Annotated in this window: 14 protein-coding genes; 7 read left to right on the forward strand and 7 right to left on the reverse strand. The window is 64.2% G+C overall.

Features of this window, described 5'->3' with window-relative positions; all coding sequences use genetic code 11:
- Positions 1 to 508 precede the first annotated feature (508 nt).
- From sppA to MJD61_21595, 4 genes are all read left to right on the forward strand, one after another.
- Complete coding sequence (sppA, locus tag MJD61_21580) at positions 509 to 2,299, forward strand: signal peptide peptidase SppA (GenBank protein MCG8557848.1); 1,791 nt, start codon at positions 509 to 511, stop codon at positions 2,297 to 2,299.
- A gap of 64 nt (positions 2,300 to 2,363) precedes the next feature.
- Complete coding sequence (locus tag MJD61_21585) at positions 2,364 to 2,909, forward strand: hypothetical protein (protein MCG8557849.1); 546 nt, start codon at positions 2,364 to 2,366, stop codon at positions 2,907 to 2,909.
- 135 nt (positions 2,910 to 3,044) lie between these two features.
- Complete coding sequence (locus MJD61_21590; protein MCG8557850.1) at positions 3,045 to 4,010, forward strand: hypothetical protein; 966 nt, start codon at positions 3,045 to 3,047, stop codon at positions 4,008 to 4,010.
- A gap of 13 nt (positions 4,011 to 4,023) precedes the next feature.
- On the forward strand, positions 4,024 to 5,328 hold the full coding sequence (locus MJD61_21595; GenBank protein MCG8557851.1) for a P1 family peptidase: 1,305 nt from the start codon (positions 4,024 to 4,026) through the stop codon (positions 5,326 to 5,328).
- A 27-nt stretch (positions 5,329 to 5,355) separates the two neighbouring features.
- Here the strand turns inward: MJD61_21595 and MJD61_21600 are convergent, their stop codons facing one another.
- From MJD61_21600 to serS, 3 genes are all read right to left on the reverse strand, one after another.
- Positions 5,356 to 6,657, reverse strand: coding sequence for a hypothetical protein (locus MJD61_21600; GenBank protein ID MCG8557852.1), 1,302 nt, complete (start codon positions 6,655 to 6,657; stop codon positions 5,356 to 5,358).
- Between the two features lie 92 nt (positions 6,658 to 6,749).
- The gene (locus tag MJD61_21605; GenBank protein ID MCG8557853.1) at positions 6,750 to 7,490 is read right to left on the reverse strand and encodes a hypothetical protein; all 741 of its coding nucleotides are present in this window, start codon (positions 7,488 to 7,490) and stop codon (positions 6,750 to 6,752) included.
- A 47-nt stretch (positions 7,491 to 7,537) separates the two neighbouring features.
- A complete protein-coding gene (gene serS, locus MJD61_21610) occupies positions 7,538 to 8,803 on the reverse strand; it encodes a serine--tRNA ligase (protein ID MCG8557854.1) in 1,266 nt (421 codons plus the stop codon).
- 208 nt (positions 8,804 to 9,011) lie between these two features.
- On the opposite strand from serS, the gene MJD61_21615 reads away from it, so the two are divergent.
- Entirely contained in the window at positions 9,012 to 9,485 is a 474-nt protein-coding gene (locus tag MJD61_21615; GenBank protein ID MCG8557855.1) for a peroxiredoxin, read from the forward strand.
- Between the two features lie 217 nt (positions 9,486 to 9,702).
- Here the strand turns inward: MJD61_21615 and MJD61_21620 are convergent, their stop codons facing one another.
- Positions 9,703 to 10,125 carry an SCP2 sterol-binding domain-containing protein gene (locus tag MJD61_21620; GenBank protein ID MCG8557856.1) on the reverse strand — a complete coding sequence of 141 codons (423 nt, stop codon included), beginning with the start codon at positions 10,123 to 10,125 and terminating at the stop codon, positions 9,703 to 9,705.
- Positions 10,126 to 10,421: 296 nt separating this feature from the next.
- On the opposite strand from MJD61_21620, the gene MJD61_21625 reads away from it, so the two are divergent.
- Both MJD61_21625 and apaG read left to right on the forward strand, forming a co-directional pair.
- Entirely contained in the window at positions 10,422 to 11,285 is an 864-nt protein-coding gene (locus MJD61_21625; GenBank protein ID MCG8557857.1) for a hypothetical protein, read from the forward strand.
- 243 nt (positions 11,286 to 11,528) lie between these two features.
- A complete protein-coding gene (gene apaG, locus MJD61_21630) occupies positions 11,529 to 11,927 on the forward strand; it encodes a Co2+/Mg2+ efflux protein ApaG (GenBank protein ID MCG8557858.1) in 399 nt (132 codons plus the stop codon).
- 9 nt (positions 11,928 to 11,936) lie between these two features.
- Here the strand turns inward: apaG and MJD61_21635 are convergent, their stop codons facing one another.
- The 3 genes from MJD61_21635 to MJD61_21645 all read right to left on the reverse strand — a co-directional run bounded on the left by MJD61_21635 (position 11,937) and on the right by MJD61_21645 (position 16,996).
- Entirely contained in the window at positions 11,937 to 15,356 is a 3,420-nt protein-coding gene (locus MJD61_21635; GenBank protein ID MCG8557859.1) for a DUF4981 domain-containing protein, read from the reverse strand.
- Between the two features lie 223 nt (positions 15,357 to 15,579).
- Positions 15,580 to 16,614: a serine/threonine protein kinase gene (locus MJD61_21640; GenBank protein MCG8557860.1), complete on the reverse strand. Its 1,035-nt coding sequence runs from the start codon at positions 16,612 to 16,614 to the stop codon at positions 15,580 to 15,582.
- A gap of 145 nt (positions 16,615 to 16,759) precedes the next feature.
- On the reverse strand, positions 16,760 to 16,996 hold the full coding sequence (locus MJD61_21645) for a hypothetical protein (protein ID MCG8557861.1): 237 nt from the start codon (positions 16,994 to 16,996) through the stop codon (positions 16,760 to 16,762).
- Between the last annotated feature and the right edge of the window lie 532 nt (positions 16,997 to 17,528).

Below are 17,528 nucleotides of genomic sequence, written 5' to 3' on the forward strand. Positions count from 1 at the left end.
ATGCGCACTGTGTTCATGCGCACTGTGTTCATGCGCACTGTGTTCATGCGCACTGTGTTCATGCGCACTGTGTTCATGCGCAATGTCTGGTTTAGCGGCGTCTGGGTCTAGGCAGGTACCTGGGTTCGGGGCGGCGTCTGGCTCGAGGGCCCGGCGTCGGTCGTTGGTCTTACGCTTCCGGTCGCTGCGTAGCGCGAAGAACGGCGGGCTTCGCACACTCAGGGAGCCACCCATGTGTCGTACCAGAGCGTCTGCTTGGCGGCAAGACCTTGCGAACTTGCAGGATAATTGGGGCCGGGGCGCATACAACCGTTCACGGGGTGACCGTGCTGGCACCACGGCTCCCCGGGCGGCCTTCGCCCTCGGCCCCACCCTGCGCTGCGGCTGATTCCCAACCGCAAACGAGCGGTACCCCCCGGGCGATTCTTTCGGGGCCCGCCCGGCAAACCGCCCCGAAACCGGACTTCCAGGGGCCTGAACAGTTACGGACGCATGGTAGGCTGGAGGCATGAGGACCCTGTGGCGAATCGGCTCGAATCTGGTGCGGCTGCTGTTCGCCCCGCTTTGGTGGGCTCGCTGGGTGCTCACGAAGCCTCGGGGCGAGTGGGTCGAGCTGCGCCTGCATCCAAGGGTCGTGGAACTGGAGAGCGACGAGCCCGGCTGGCGCCGTCTGCTGAGGCTTGCCAATCCGCGCCACGCTACATCGCTGCAGCGGCTGCGCAGCTTCGCCCGCCGTATCGGTCGCGAGCGGCAGGTGCGAGGCATTGTTGTCGCTATCCCACGTATGCAGGTGGGTTGGGCCCGCGCCCAGGCGCTCGCGGACGTGCTTGAACGCTTGCGGGCGAGCGGCAAGTCCGTGATCGCGCTGCTGCCGCACGGCGGAGGAAACCTAGAGCTATACATTGCGTGGTCCGCCGACAAGGTGTGGCTGACGCCTCACGCGAGCGTCTCGCTGCTGGGAGTCAGCGCCGAGACGTGGTACTTCAGACCGCTGTTGGATCGCGTGGGTGTGGAGGTGCAGACGCAGGCGATCGGGACCTACAAGACGGCGATGGAGCCCTTCCTGCGCGGAGGCATGAGTGCCGCGCAGCGAGAGCAGATCGAGGTCCTCGTCGGCCGGGTACAACAGCGCCTCGCCGATGCGCTGGAGCGGCGCCTGAGAGGCGCCGGCAGCGACCAACCTGCCAGCGACGTGTTCGAGCGTGGCATGCTGAAGGCATCTGCCGCCATTTCAGCCGGGCTGGCAGACGCATCGGTCTACGAAGACGAGCTGGCCGCGCGGGCAACCGGGCGCGATCGTGGCAGCCTCATACACGCATCGCGCTACGAGCGGTGGAACAGGCAACGATTGCTGAGGCCTGTGCGCAAGACCCCCCATATCGCTGTTGTCCCTTTTCAGGGCGCGATCGTGATGGGAACGGGGACCGGCACTGGCAAGAGCGTGGCGCTCAGACCCATGCAGAGGCTGCTCGACGCACTGCGGAAAGACGCATCCGTGCAGGCGGTCATCGCCCAGATCGATTCTCCAGGTGGTTCCGCGCTGGCTAGCGATCTACTCCACCGTGAGCTCGCCAGGCTGGCGGAGGTCAAGCCCTTGGTCGCTTGTCTCGGTGAGGTGGCGGCCAGTGGTGGCTACTACCTTGCGGCAGCTGCGAGTACGATTGTCGCTCAGCCGCTCACGGTAACCGGCTCCATCGGAGTGCTGAACGTCAAGCTTGTGGTACGGCAGCTCCTCGATCGATCGGGGGTGCGGGCCGAGACGGTGCGCGGAGCCCCTCATTCGGACATGCTCTCGCCCTCGCGGGGCTTGGAGCCACTGGAACGAACGATGCTCGAGGCCGACGGGCGTGCCTTCTACGAGCGCTTCGTTGCAGTCGTGGCCGAAGGTCGTTCCATGTCCAAGGCCGCGGTTGAGCAAGTTGCAGGTGGGAGAGTGTGGTCCGGAATCGACGCTCATGACAGGGGGCTTGTTGACCGTCTCGGAGGGCTCGACGTCGCACTCGATGAGTGCAAGCGGGGCCTGACGGACCTTTCCGCGGCCCTGAAGAACAGGCTCGAGCCCCGTTTGGCGCAGCCGCAGACCATCCGAGCAGACGCCGAGGTGGGCAGCATCGCCGTTGTTGGCAGGGCGCTTGGACTTGGCAATGCGCTTGGACTTGGCAATGCGCTTGGACTTGGCAATGCGCTTGGACTTGGCAATGCGCTTGGAGCCCCGCGGGCGCTGATCGATTGGCTACCGCTGGCGCTCGAACGAGAGCAGTTCCTTTACTATGCGCTCAACATCCCGAGCCTGGTGTAGGCTGAGTGCGAATCTCGATTGCCCCCCCGGGCAGCCTCGTCTATCGTAGCCCAAGAGGCGCGAAATGCTACGCATCTGGCTGATCGGGTCCATGCTTCTGGCGCTTTCGACCTCGGCTGTTGCGGCTGGGTGCGGGGGCAGCACCAAGCGCGTGGTCGCCGCTGGCCGGATGCCGGAAGGCGGTTCCTTCGAAGGTGTTTGGTTCTCACCCCAGTACGGCCGCATGGATATGATCCAGAATGGCGATACCGTGCTTGGTGAGTACAGCAAGGATGAGCGCACTGGCACGCTGCAGGGAGACGTGGAGGGCGACATGCTTCGTTTCTCCTGGGAGGAGAAGCGCGCCCTGATCTCGAATCGACCCACGAGCACGAAGGGCCATGGTTATTTTCGCTACCGAGTCGATCCCAATACCGAGGAGCATAAGATCCTGGGCAGATGGGGGCTGGGAGACAACGACAACAACGGGGGCCCTTGGAACGGTGTCAAGTCAAAGCGACTCACTCCTGAGCTCAAGAGCCAAAAAAACGCTCACGAGGAAGACTATGGCGCCGAGGAAGACGAAGCAGAGGAGGAGCCGAGCGACGTGCTCGGTGGCGGCATCCTTTGACCGTTCGGTTCCTTCCAGAATGCCTGCAAGCGCTCGCCGGCTCGTACGAGCTCGTTGTCTTGAGCAAGCCACTGCAACTCTTGCATTCCACTCCGGTGCCCATGCTGGTGAATGCGAAGCTCGGAGCAGCCAGGCTTGAGTAAGAGGGTTACGATCGCCTATCATGGGCACTGTTTTGACGGAATGTGCTCTGCGGCGTTCCTGACCAGTTTTCTTCGTGAACACGAGCGTGAGCCCCTCGAGGTGAAGTATCGGGGGCTCGACCACCAGCCGGGCGGCTCGTTCGTGCCGCCCACGGTGCTCACAGGGCAGATCAACGCCGTGGTGGATTTTCGCTACAGTTGTTCCGACAAGCTGACGTGGTGGTTCGATCACCACGAGAGCGGCATCGTGGGCGAACAAGAACGGGAGCACTACCGGCTCGACCGAAGCGGGCGCAAGTTCTTCGACCCGAGCTACGGTTCCTGTTGCAAGCTCATCGCGGACATCGCGAGCGAACGATTCGGCTGCAGCCTGCCATCCCTCGACAACTTGGTGCGTTGGGCGGACCTGATCGATTCCGCTCGGTTTCCAACTCCGGAAATGCCTGTCGCACTGCGCGAACCTGCTCTGCAGCTGATGACCGTGCTCGAAGTGCACGGCAACGAACGTTTCGTGGCACCTCGCATCGCGAAGCTCGCGGATGGTGCAACACTCGACGAGGTCGCTTCGGAGTCGCTCGTCCAACGGCTCTTCGCACCACTATGCGAGCAGCAGGCCAAGACACGTGAGATCATCCGACTCAACGCTCGACAGCAAGGGCGCGTGGTGTCCTTCGACCTGGTGGGCACGGGCAGTGACCGCTACAACAAGTTCATTCCCTACTGCCTCTTCCCGGATGCGGATTATGCGATCGCGGTGACCGCTGGAAAGCACCGTGCGAAGGTTTCGGTGGGCTGGAATCCGTGGTCGACCGAACCGCGCAAACACAACATCTCGGCGCTGTGCGCCGAGTTTGGAGGCGGTGGCCACGCCACGGTGGGCGCGGTGAGCCTGCAAGCAAACGAGGTGGATCGAGCGAGGAAAATTGGTGCCGCGATCGCGGTTCGACTCTCGGGCTAGCCTGTCGTGCGCCATGGATCTGCCCCCCGCGCGACCCGAAGGATTCGTGGGCTTGTCCCCTGCGCTGCGGTATGAGGCCCTCAACCTCAACCGGCTCGTGTGCTTCATCGTCTGTGGCTCCCTGATGCCGTTTCTACCCGACCCTGCCACGGCTAGCTCCCAGACCCCGGCGGCCGCACAAGGCAGCCAGCCTACGAATTCGCCACAAAGGCGCAGCGTCAAGCGCGTGCGAGCGCGCGCGTTGGGAATCGCCCCGGGGATCTTCGCCCCGGGACCGCACAACGCCATAACCGACGTGCGCGGCGTTCACGTGGGCCACTACACGCTGCACAGGGGTGCCGATCTTAGGACCGGAGCAACTGCGATCCTGCCCCACGCGGGCAACATCTACCAGAGCAAGGTGCCGGCTGCGGCCGTGGTCGGCAACGGCTACGGCAAGCTGATGGGCTTCACCCAGATCGAGGAACTGGGAGAAATCGAGACGCCGATCGTTCTCACCAACACCTTGGCGGTGCCGCGTGCCGCGGACGCCTTGCTCGACTGGACGCTTTCCCAACCCGGAAACGAAGAGGTTCGCTCGGTAAACACAGTGGTGGGGGAAACCAACGATGGAGTCCTGAACGACATCCGCTCCAGGGTGTTGACGCCCCAGGCGATCGCCAAGGCCCTGCGCAGCGCGAGCGACGGCCCTGTACTCGAAGGCTCTGTCGGCGCCGGCACCGGAACGCGCTGCTACGGCTTCAAAGGGGGTATTGGCACCAGCTCACGCGTGCTTCCCCGATCCCTCGGCGCCTTCAGACTGGGCGTGTTGGTCCAGACGAATCATGGAGGCGTGCTGCAGATCGACGGCGTCCCGATCGGCAAGCTGCTCGGCAGCTACTACCTCAAGGACGCGGTCGAAAGCGACATAGCCGACGGTTCCATCATGATCGTGATCGCCACGGACGCCCCACTCTCGGACCGGAACCTCAAGCGCTTGGCCCGACGAGCCCTGGCGGGCCTGGCCCGTACGGGCTCGTCCATGACCAACGGTTCCGGCGACTATGCGATCGCCTTCTCGACGGCGACAAGCGTGCGGCGCACGCCCGACCGGCGCCAGAAGCCGGCCCGAGTGCAGGAGCTCCCGAATAGCCGTGTGTCCCCCCTTTTTCAAGCAACAATCGAAGCCACGGAAGAGGCTATCTATAATTCGCTTTTCATGGCTACAACAACCCGTCGTCGTGATTCCAGGACGGGTCGAAGCGTCACGGCCGAGGCCTTGCCGTTGTCCGAGGTCCGCCGGCTGCTGCGCGAGCTTCGCCCCACGAGGCAGCGCTAGAACCGCAACTGTTCAGGCCCCGGCTACCTAGAACCACTTGTGTACGAGCACCGAAAGGCTCGGTGGTCCGCTCAGCTTGAGCAGGTACTTGCCCTTGACCTGGGCGTCGACCTGAAAAAGACCCGGAAGCAGGTTGTGGCCACACACTGCGTTGGGCGCCGGCGCCGGTGTGAAGACTGCAGGCGTCCCCACCCCCATGGTATCGGACAGCTCCACGCTCATGAGAGCAACCGGGTTACCCAGCCCGATCGCATACCGCCCTTTGGAAAGCGAAACGTTGACGAACGATGCGGTGTTCGGTTCAAGCTGTACGATCGCTGGCACGTTCACGGTGACACGGTGCCTTGAAGACAAGACGTCTTCGGGCTTCACGGTGCGATTCGCCTCGCTGATCCCCATAACCTCGTCCGGCCTGCGCAGCTCCTGCAGGCTGCACATGACATCATCAAGCACGGCGCGCTGGGTCACGATGAAGCTGACCATCTTGTCGGCCACCGGGTCGCCGTTGCTGAGCTTCAAGATGTAGCTGCCGGGGAGGGCGGTGGCCTGGGGCACCTCGAATTCGGCGTCGATGCGATCGCGGCACGGCAGACGCTCCATCCTTGGCAGGCCGATGGGCGTGGCGCCGTCCGCAGCCAGCAACTCGGAGGTCACACCGCTCGGCTGGCCCACGAACACCAGCAAGTCACGCTGCCGCGCGGTTGTTATGCTCATGAAGCCAGTCATGCCGGCTGGCAGGCGTACTGTCATCGTGGCGTTTAGTACGACCGCATGGACTGGCCCGAAGGCCGCTTGCGCCGAGACGGCAGGTTGCCGATCGAAGACGGGAGGCGGGCCTTCTGGACGCCGACCTTCGTAGTCGTCGCAAATACGCGCCGGATCGAAGATCTGGCTTTCGGGAATGCACCGCGCCGCACCGATGCTCGGGTCGAGCTGACAACGCTCGAACCAGCCGCACGGCTGGGTAGACAGCTTGCCATCCACGCAGTTGTGAGCCGTGTTGGTCTGCACATCGCAGCTCGGCTCGGCGCCCGCGCACTGATGGGTCCGGTCCACGCACACGGCCCTCCCATCGGAAGTCTCCATGCAATCCTGACCCAGCGACTGGCAAGCGCGGCCTCGCTCCAGTCGCGGGCTCATCTTCGCAACCACGTGACAATACTGAGCGATGTTGGCGACGCACTGGCCCCTCCCTGCTGCGCTTTCATTGCACATGAGCATCCCGGGCACGGGTTCGTCACCGGGCGCGGGTTTCTCGGGCGGCTGAGGGATTACGCAAGCAACGCCACACGTGACCACCAGCATCAGCGAAGCGACCCGACCAATCATCGCGCCTGGTTATGGCCCAGCACGCAGCCAAAGTGAAGCCAAATCGATTCGATCTGTGATCAAGACTGCACAGCAGCGCCGCCGGGCTCGGGTCACCTGAGCCTTCGAACGCGGTAGTTGAGGCGGTTGCGCTTCACCGCAGGGTCGAGACCCGGCGTCGCACGAAGATTGTTTCGCAGCCAACGCGCGCTGGATTCGAAGCGCAGGAAAGCAGCGACCACGTTGGCATCGCTCGGGGTGGAGAAGCTGAACGCGTCGCGAAACGCACGACCGGCACCCAGGTGGACGCGGTAAGCCGATTCCCGCAACGCGATGGGTGATGGGAAGTTCGCTACCAGCACGCCCGCGTCCGACAGCTGTGCGAGCAGACACGCGAACCATTCAGAGTCCATGTCCACCGATCGCATCGGCCTTGCATCTGCTCCTCCGAAAAGGTCGTCGATGATCATGTCGAAGGGTGCGCCTCGATAAGACGAAGCCCAGCGTCGCGCATCGTCGCAAACAAGCGTGGTCTCAGGCCCGCCGGCATCAAAAAAGCGCTTGGCCACGTGCAGGTGCGCCGCGTTCCGCTCCACGCCCACGATCGACGACGGAGTCACGAAGCGACGCAGCTGGCGAATCACGGTGCCCCCGCCGACTCCGAGCACCAAGACCCGACGAATCGTGCCCCGAGCACAGAAAAAAGCCGGGAGCATCAGCAGATCCCAAACCTGCCCCGTCAGATACCGGCGGGGGCTGTACTCACTGTGAAAGACGCCATCGCTGTACAGCCGCCGCACCGAGCCCGCAGTACGTACCTCGCACAGGGCCCCTTCGACTCGCCTTTTCCACAAGATCGCCACTCACTGGCCGCAGTGTTTGGACACGCTCGTCGGCTCGCTCAGCCGATCAGCTTCCGGCCGTCCATGAAGGGCTGCAGGACCGGCGGGATGCTCACCGTGCCATCCGCGTGCTGGTTGTGTTCGAGCAGCGGGATCAGGATGCGCGGTGATGCGATGGCTGTATTGTTCAGGGTCTGCGCGAAGTGCGATCTGCCGTCGTGGCCGCGGTAGCGGATCTTGCTGCGGCGCGCCTGGAAGGTGCCGAGTGACGAGCAGGAGTGGGTCTCGCTGTAGCTTTCCCGACTTGGCATCCAGGTTTCGACCTCGTGCTTGCGGATCTGACCCAGGCCCAGCTCGACCGTGCAGGCGAGCGAGACGCGATGCGGCAACTCAAGCGCCTGCAGAATCTGCTCCGAGTTGGCAAGAAGCGCGGCGTGCTCTTGCTCGGCCTGCGCGTCGTCGTCGGCGCAGAGCACCACTTGCTCGACCTTTTGGAACTGGTGCACGCGATACAGGCCCCGGACATCGCGACCGGCCGAGCCCGCCTCGCGGCGGAAGCACGTGGAGATACCCGCAAGGCGGATGGGCAGTTGGTCCAGGGCCACCGTTTTGCCCGCGTACAGCGAAACGAGGCTGACCTCCGAGGTTCCAACCAAGAACAGGCCGTCGCGTTCCAGGGCGTAGGTATCGGCGCGACCGATCGGGAAGAAGCCGGTACCGATCATGCTCGATTCCTTGACCATGACGGGCGGCGAAACCGGAGTGAAGCCCTTGGCGTGCACGTGACGCAGAGCAAACTGGAGCGCGGCTTGCTCCAGCAGCGCCAGATCACCAAAGAGCGCGTAGCCTCGCGAGCCGGCGAACTGCCGCGTCGCTTCAAGCTCCACGAGCCCATGCCGCGAGGCCAAGGTCAGGTGATCGCGCGGATCGAACTCGAACCGCGGTGGCTCGCCCCAGCGCCGCAGCTCGACGTTGTCGCCTTCCCCATCTCCCACGGGCACGCCCGGCGCCGGGACGTTGGGCATCTGCAGCATGAGCTCGCCGTACTCCCGCTTGACCGTCGTGGCCTGAGCCTCGAGCGCCGAGATGGCTGAGCTGACCTCCTTGGCCTCCTTGACCAGGGGGGGACGCTCGCTTGGAGCAATACGGGGCATCCGCTTGGACAGCTCGTTGCGCCGCGCCCGCAAGCGCTCTGTCTCGGTGATCAACTCGCGTCGCTTCACGTCCAGCGCGAGCAGGCGATCCAGGTCCACCGCGACCCGCTTGTCACGGATCGCGGCACGCACCAGCGGTTCGTTATCGCGGATGAAGCTGATCTCAAGCACGGCGGTTGGAATCAAGCACGGCGGTTGGAATCAAGCACGGCGGTTGGAATCAAGCACGGCGGTCAAGGCCCGTTCCCGGTGGCGCCAGCAAGGTCAGGCAGCGAAGCCATAGCAGCGCAGTTTCGGGACGCCAGCGGCGGTCCGACCCGTGCCGTTGCCCGTCTTGGCTACTGATAGTATCCAGCATCCCGAACACACGAGGCACAGCATGGCAATCGATCTGGGCAAGAAGGCTCCCGCTTTTACGCTAAAAAACGAAGACAACGACAAGGTCGCGCTCGCCGACCTGCGCGGCCAGTGGGTCGTGGTCTATTTCTACCCGAGGGATGACACACCGGGCTGCACCACGGAAGCGTGTGAGTTCACCTCAACCATTCGGATCTTCGACAAGCTCGGAGCGAAGGTGCTTGGAGTGAGTCCGGATGACTGCGAGACCCACAAGAAGTTTGCCCTGAAGCACGGACTCAAGGTGGGCCTCCTGAGCGACCCAGACAAGAAGGTGATGACCAAGTACGAGGCGTGGGGCGAAAAAAACATGTATGGCAAGAAGACGGTCGGAGTGATTCGGTCCACCGTCCTCATCGACCCCCAAGGCAAGATCGCCCATCACTGGAGACGCGTGAAGGCCAAGGGGCACGCCGAGCAGGTTAGGCGAAGGCTCGAGGAGCTCCAGACAGGCTGAACCGCTAGCGTCGCGCCGAGAGCCGGCGCCCAGCCATGCGGCTCATGCGGCGGCGGTTCTTTGCTTTGAGCTTCGCTCGGTAGCGGTTGCTGCGCTTGCGGTTGCGCTGTCGTGCTGTGCCGGTCTGGTGGAGGTACATCGTGCTTTCCCTGAATCGTTTGGGTTTGGCCAATAGCAACCGGTCGAGACCGGCCGCGCGGACTGGGGCCGCCCTACCCTAGCTAGGTTGGTCGAACCAGCTCTGGATGTTCTGCGCGAAGATCACGTCACCAGTGATCCTGAGCTGCCCAGCCATGAAGGCTTGCATGCCGTCGAGATGACCGGTAACGAAACGCATGAAACAGGGGAGATTGAGGCTGAGCGTGACGCGTGCTGACGCTTCTACGCCTTTGTTCAGCGAGCACTGACCGTCAGCCACATGCAGCTGATAGCTCCGCACCTGGTCCGGGCATTCCACGTCGAACTGGATGACGGCGCTTTGGCCAGACGCCTTGTCAGCGTTGAAGGCCTCCTGCATCCCTTCGAAGACTTGGTCGAGCACGCTGTCGATGCCCCTGTCCTGGAGTGCGCTGACGATCTCCGCATCGCTCTTGTCTCGAATGGATTCGCGAATCTGCTCGGCATTCGTGAAACGTGCCATCTGCGCACTCCTTTGGACCAGCGCCCCGGCGAACAGCTCCTGTGCCGCCCTCCGCTCTAGCTTCACCAGCCACCGCCCTGTGCTGTGGCCATCGTTCAAGCGCAACTCCAGCTAGATAGGCCGTCCGATCCTACGGTGTCAAGGATCCGCGCGCGCGGCCTGATGTAGGTGAATGCCGTATAGCTGACTACATGAACTGCTGGGCAGGACCGATTTTCTGCTAAAGTTGGATGCTGGAGCGTCCGAAGACGAGACCGGAAGGGTGCACCTCGGCCCCCGGCACTCTGGCGAGACCCATGATCGGCCTCCTCTCAGGACAATTCGTCGCCCCAACGGGGGCGGAAGCAGCCGCCCGCGCTGGCGCCAATCCGCTTCCCCGGGCCCTCCAGTCACGGGATCTGGCCGCTCGCGTGGAGCAGCCCCTCGAAGCCGACCGCAGCAAGGAGGAGGATGGGCGCCGCGCGGACGAGCGCCGCCTCGAAGATACCCGGCAGCCAAGGACGATGCGGGGCGGCCATGCTGGGCGGGCGGCAACGGCCCGCGGCTATTCGGAACCGGCACAGTCTCCTTCGCTCGGAGATGGGGAATTCCCACCCGCCACCAAGGAAATGCAGAGACGGCTGGCAGCGGCCAACGCCGAGCTGGCGGCAACCCAGCATCGATTCGCGCAGCAACGGCAGCAGCGCGTGGAGCGGCGTCTGGAACAGGAAGCACACCGCGAGGCCGTAAGGGAGCGCATCGAGGAGTCGAGCGAGCGGCTGCTGGCTGGTCAGGGCAGGATCGACGGCGCACAAGAGACACTCTCGGCGCGAGCGCGTGACGCTAGCGGGTTTGCTGCACCCGGACCCGGACCACAAGAGGCTGTCGAACGGAAACGGAACGAACGCGCCGCGCTTGCAGCCGAACGTGTCGCCGAGGCCGCTGCCATCGTGGCAGAGCGTGCAGCCGAGGCCGTGGATGATGCAGCCGATTCGGGTGGTCCACTGCCGGATCGGGCTTCGCCCAACCCCCCTGCATTCCCCCCGGACGCCGACGTTTATCCGGTGCAGGGTGGCGTGCAACGAGGGTTCGAGGCCTATCGAGCCCAAACGCCGCAGCGTGCTTCGACGCCCCCGGAGAGACCGCCCGGTGCGCGCTCCGGCATCGACCTACTGGCGTAGTCGCTGCACTGTTGCGAGAACCCGAGGCCTGAGCTACGTAACCCCTGAGGGTCCGCGGAAGCATAACTCGTGTGTTTCGGCGAGGACTGGGCGCCGCTGGCGAGGCGCGACGACGAGGAGCATTGGGGATACTTCGAGGAGGAGCAACATAGCCGGCGGTGGTCAGAGCCGGCGAAACGGATCAGCTATTCTTCCGCGGGCCCTCAACGCCTGGGGTGGGGACTCGTAAGCCGAGGTAGCAGTATGCGCGCGAGCGTGCGTTCAGTGGCGGCAACACAGGGGATCGAGGTCATCGCTACGGCCAACTATATGCCACAGCACTCGCAACCGGCTTCGCGTAGGTATGTCTTCGCGTATACGATCCGCATAAGCAACAAGTCGCAGCGAACGGTCCAGCTCACAAGCCGCCACTGGCATATCATGCACGGCGACGGCAAGACCCAGGAGGTCGAGGGGGAAGGAGTCGTCGGAGAGCAACCTATCCTGCCGCCTGGCCAGAGCTTCCAGTACACGAGCGGATGTGTGCTGACTACGCCTCATGGCACCATGCATGGTACCTACAGGATGCTGTGGGAACAGGGCGACGGCTTCGACGCCGAGATCGCCCCGCTGACCCTGGCCGCGCCCTACGCCCTCAACTGACTCGACTCCTCACTTGATGAGGGGACGCTGGGCGTGCAGGGCCTGCGGCGTCGTCGTGGAGGTGCGGAACGGACGCAAGCGCACTCGGAAGTGGTGTTCGCCGTCCGGGTTGGCGATGCGGTATTTGGCAAGCGGCAGGGCGCCCCAGCTGTCGTCGCCTGCCACACCCATCATGGCGCCGTCCAGGTGCAGGTACACGCGCTCTTGCCAGGTGAGCTCGTAAAAGTGCTTCGCTTTTTCGAGATCATCGACGCTGTAGTGGCTCGCACTGAACTGCAGCGTCGGATCACCTTCCACGAACAGAGCAAGCCCTGTCTGCGATGTCAGCGCAAGCCAGCGCACGTCGCTTCGGCCGCCGTTTTCCTGTGGCTCGGAGTAGTTGAAGAACAAGTCATCGACGTTGCTACGGTACAGGCCCACATGGGACGCTCGCTGGCGGTCCACGTAGTTTTCGTGCGGCCCGCGACCATACCAGCTGACGTGATCGAGGCCGGCCGGCAGCTGCAGCTCGACTCCGAAGCGTGGCAGCTCGGGCCGACCCTGCCCAGCAGACAACCGCGCGTCGACCACCACGTCGCCGCTCCCGTATACCGTGTAGCTTAGGCGATAGTCGGAAGCGACACTCGCCAGCCTTGCCTGCACCTCGATCCGGGCCTTGGTGGGCCCCATTCGCTTGGCACGGACTTGCTGCACCTGCCAGCGCCGTGCTTCTCGCCAGGCAGCCCACTTCTTGTGCACCTTGGCACCGCGGTCGTTGTCCGTCGGGGCACGCCACAGGCTGGGATGAGCACCGGCCGCGAGCACCTGCTCCCCGTCGTAGGTCCACTTGCTGATCTGGCCGCTCGTACGGTCGACCGCGAACTCGAAGCCGTTGCCACTGACTCGATGTTCGCCCTGGTCGCTCTTGAGCACCACGCGCCCAACCCTCCTGAGTCGGCCCTGCTTGCGCTCGGCAAGCTTGAACTGGGCGCTGTCGACGACGTGGCCCTTGTTCGCCCAAGAAGTCGCATCGCGCAAGACGAAACGCAGGTTGACGAACGCCTCCTCTCCCTCGCTCAGATCAGGCGGAGCGTACGCAAGCCTCAGCGCCCCCGCCTGCCCGGCGGGCACGTCCCGCAAGCGCGCGCGACCCTGTGACGCAGTACGGCCGCCCGCCATGACCTCCCAGAGCACTTCGAGGTGGTCCAGGCTGAGCACCTCGTAGCGGTTCAGCACCTTGAACTGTCCCCTGCCAGCATCCACGGCATCCACGCGCAGCGGCGAGTAGACGTGCTTGACCTCGGCCAACGCAGGGTGCGGCTTTCGGTCCGCATCCACCAGGCCGTTCATGCAGAAGTTGTCGTCGTTGGGATCGTCTCCCATGTCACCCCCATACGCCCAAAACGTGCCACCGGGAACCGACTGGCGGCGACCTCGGTAGGCCTGGGGAATCTGCTTGCGGAGGCCCTGATCCACCCAGTCCCAGATGAAAGCACCCTGCAGCTTGTCGTACTGATACATGGCTTCCCAGTACTCTGCGAGATTGCCGGTGCTGTTGCCCATCGAGTGCGAGTATTCGCAGAGAATCATGGGACGGGGGTCGTTTCCCTTCGCGTACTTGGTAATACCCGGAATGCGCGTGTACATGGGAGAGACGAGGTCGACGTGAGCCTCGCGCCCCGCCCGTTCGTAGTGCACGGGACGCGTAGGATCGCGCCGATGAATCCAGTTCGAGGTGGCCACGAAGTTCGGCCCATCACCGGCCTCGTTGCCAAGAGACCACACGATGACCGAGGGGTGGTTCTTGTCACGCTCTACCATGCGCACCGTCCTGTCCATGTGGGCGAGCTGCCACTCGGGTTTGTGCGCCAGTGTACGTTCGGGCTTGTAGCCCATTCCGTGGGACTCGATGTTGGCTTCATCGAAAATGTACAGCCCGTACTCGTCCGCGAGGTCGTACCACAGCGGATGACTCGGATAGTGCGACGTACGGACCGCGTTGATGTTGTTGCGCTTCATGAGCAGCACATCGCGAAGCATCGATTCCCGGCTCACGAAGTGACCGGTGTCGGGATCGTGCTCGTGACGATTGACGCCACGCATATAGACCAGCTTGCCGTTGACCCGCAGGTTGCCGTGTTTCCAGGAAACCTGGCGAAAGCCGACACGCAAGGGCACGACCTCGAGCGTCGCCCCGTGCGGATCCTTCAGCTCCAAGAGCAGCGTATACAAGTAGGGCGTCTCCGCAGACCACGACTTGGCCCCGGAGACCTGCAGGCTGCCAGAGGAGGCAACGCCCTGCGAAAGCGGCAGGTCAGCTCGAGTTACGATCTGGTTTGCCGCGTCCATCAGCGTCAGCGCGAGCCGGGAGGCCGCGCGCTGCGCTCTTTCGCCGGATGCTGCACGGCTGCGCTGCGGCACGTCGGCCTCTAGCCGAAGCTGCCAGGTGCGGGAAGCGGGATCGACCGCGGTGTGCGCCCAGGCGTCACGGATGTACGCATCGCCCTGAGAGATCAGATAGACATCGCGGAAGATCCCGCTCAAGCGCCAGAAGTCTTGACACTCGAGGTACGAGCCATCCGAGTAGCGGTAGACTTCCACCGCCAGCAGGTTCTGGCCTGGCTTGACGTAACCCGATATGTCGAACTCGGCAGGCGTCCGACTGCCCTGCGAGTAGCCCACGCGTTCGCCGTTCACCCACACGTAGAACGCGGCTCCCGCTCCAGCGAAGTGGAGGATGGTGCGCCGCGCAAACCAGGCCTCGGACAACTGGAAGTGGGTGCGGTAGGATCCCACCGGATTGTCGTCGTGGGGAATGTGGGGTGGGTCGGGGTTCTTGGGCGCGAAGGAGTAGCGCGCGTTGAGGTAGATTGGCCGCCCGTAACCGTGCATCTGCCAGTTCGAGGGCACCGGCAGCATCGACCAGGCCGCATCGTCGTAGTCGGGGAGAAAGAAATCGCGCGGACGGTCGGCAGGCTTGCCTACCCAGTGAAACTTCCAATAACCGTTGAGTGAGCGGTACCATGGAGAGCGTTCGGGATCGCGAGTGAGCGCTGCCTGCACGTCCGGATAGGCAAAGAGCGTTGCCCGCGCAGGCAGGCGGTTGCGTTCCACGACCGTGGGGTTTCCCCAGTCCGGAACGCCTTGCTCCGCTGTGGGCATCGGTTGCGGCGGAGCAAAGAACCCTTGGGCGCTGCTGTCGATGGGCTGCAGGGTACCCGACGCTCTGCGAGCGCCGCAACCAGCAGCCAGGACCATCATCGCGAACGTAAGCGCTACAAGGGGCAGCCGGTACGCCTTGGGCCGAGGCTGCTGGCGGACGCCACGTCCCAAAGCCCCGGCCCGCATCTTGACCGGCGCCGCAGATCCCCGGACATCGCGCCCGTTCCGGCCTGACCTTCGTGCACCTGCTGTGAGTGCGGCCGCACCCGATTGCTGTCGGTAGTTCATGCTTGCTTCTTCCTCGCCAGTGTGGACTCGCTTCAGCCCGAGCCGCCCGCCGGGTTGCGGACAGCGCACCCGTTGACGACATCCAGGCCGGCGCTTGGCTCGGACTACCAGCTCTCGCATGGCCGGCACAACCCCGATCTGCGGCGTGACCCCAGCTCACGAGCGACGACCACGACCAACCGAGGACGACTCTTCAGGCACAACGGCCCAGCCAGGCCGCTGACTAGGGGCCCCAATCCAACACGAACCGCAGCGCCAAGGCAGCCGCAGCCACGCCCAGGGCAAACGACACCAGAAGCCACTTTGGATCCTGTGCCCTCAGGCCACCCCCAGCGGCGACAACCCGCCTTGTATCAACGCTGGGAACAGGGCTGACACTGGATCCTCGCTCGGCCTGTCGAATGTCCGAGGCCAGCTCGCCAGCGCTCTGGTAGCGATCCTCAGGTCGTTTTGCGAGGGCCTTCACGCAGATACGGTCGATCACCTCGGGCAGTTCCGGCCGTATTCGCGTCGGCGGCGCTGGCACCTTGTCGCACTGCGCGAGAATCACATCGACGGGGTTGCGACCGGTGATGGGCAAGCGGCCAGTGAGTGTGAGGTACAGTATGCAGCCGCACGCGTAGAGGTCAGCGCGCTGATCGGCGGATTTGCCCTGGCACTGTTCGGGAGACATGTACTCGGGCTTGCCGGTGATGAGCTCGACCGTGCCTCCCGCAACCCCGGGCTCGGCTAGCTTGGCGATCCCGAAGTCCGTAAGCTTGACGCGCGCCGAACCGTCCCGCGGGTCCGTGTCCACCATGACGCTATCGGGTGTGAGCCCTCGGTGCAGCACGCCCTGCTCGTGAGCCGCCCCCACCCCCTCGACGACTTGACGCACGATCGAAAGGCCATACTCCCTCGGCAGCGGGCCAGCCTGCAGCATATCGTGCAGCCGCCGGCCCTGCAGGCTCTCCATGGCGAGGTACAGCACGCCACCCTCGTCTTCTCCTAGGTCTAGGATGCGCGCCACGTTGGGATGCTGGATCCGCTCGAGCAGCTGCGCTTCGCGGGTAAAGCGGGCGATCTTCGTCGCATCGCGGGTAAACGTGGGATGTAGCACCTTCACCGTAACAGCCAGATTCGCCTTCGAGTCATGCGCCTCATGCACCGTCCCCGTGCTCTCGCGCGCGATTACCCGGCCGAGCTGATAGCGTCCATGCCCTACCTCCTTGACGGTAGCGTGTTCCACCTTGGCCTGCTCGGTCTTTCCTGGTTCCATTGTCCCCAACCGGGTGCCGCGCGCCCAGCGCCTATGGCGCGCTGGAGTTTGGGGCCCTCAATCGCACCACCGCGACCCGACTCGCGGCGTAGCGCGAACCGGTTGGCACGCGCTACGCCCCCAAAGCACCCCGACCACCGGACCTTCAGTGATGCAGTAAGCTGCTACCGGAACCGAGGTCGCCGGCGCTCGCCAAGACCACGCAACAATGGGTCCACTGCGAATCGACCATACGCCCGCAAAGGGCGCCAAGGTCTTCGTCGGCGTCCATCACGCAGCCCCGCTCCTCGTCGATCACCACCCATCGACCGCGAAAGTCCTCGAGGTTGGACGCCTGTGTCCGGGCAGGACCCTCCGTTGTGGCATGAGCATCATCGTACACTGCGGGCTCTCCTGATTTCAAGTGGGCCTCCACTGGCATGCTGACCAAGCGGCCGGGACTCCCACCGCAGCTGGAATCTTCACCGCAGCTGGAATATTCACCGCAGCTGGAATCCGGGCTGCGGCAGCGAACCGTAACGTGACAGCCCTATTCCCGGCGCAGTCCAAGACGAGTGGAGCCACCCCCGTAGCTAACGCCCGTGGGTCTGAACGTCAACTTTACCGCCCGCTCCACCCGGCTTGGCCGAGCGGGGCGCCAGCATGGCCGAGACAGCGGGCAAGCGCAAGCCCCTCGGCGAATTCGTCAGGCGGGCCGCCCCAGCGCGCTAGCACTCAGTCTTGCCGGGCGGCGGCGCGCGTGACACGCTTGGGATTATTGACATTCGGCGCTTCGGGGGGTGACAGTGGAATGCTGCGAAGCGTCAGGAGGTCGGCTTGGAGATACTCTTGGCGCTCGCGGGTGCGTCACGGGGCCGCCCGAACGCGCGGCTCGGCTGTGCGCGACACACGAGCTCTGGCTCGATCGGTTGGGG

It is taken from the genome of Pseudomonadota bacterium (assembly GCA_022361155.1).
Taxonomy (GTDB): domain Bacteria; phylum Myxococcota_A; class Polyangia; order Polyangiales; family JAKSBK01; genus JAKSBK01.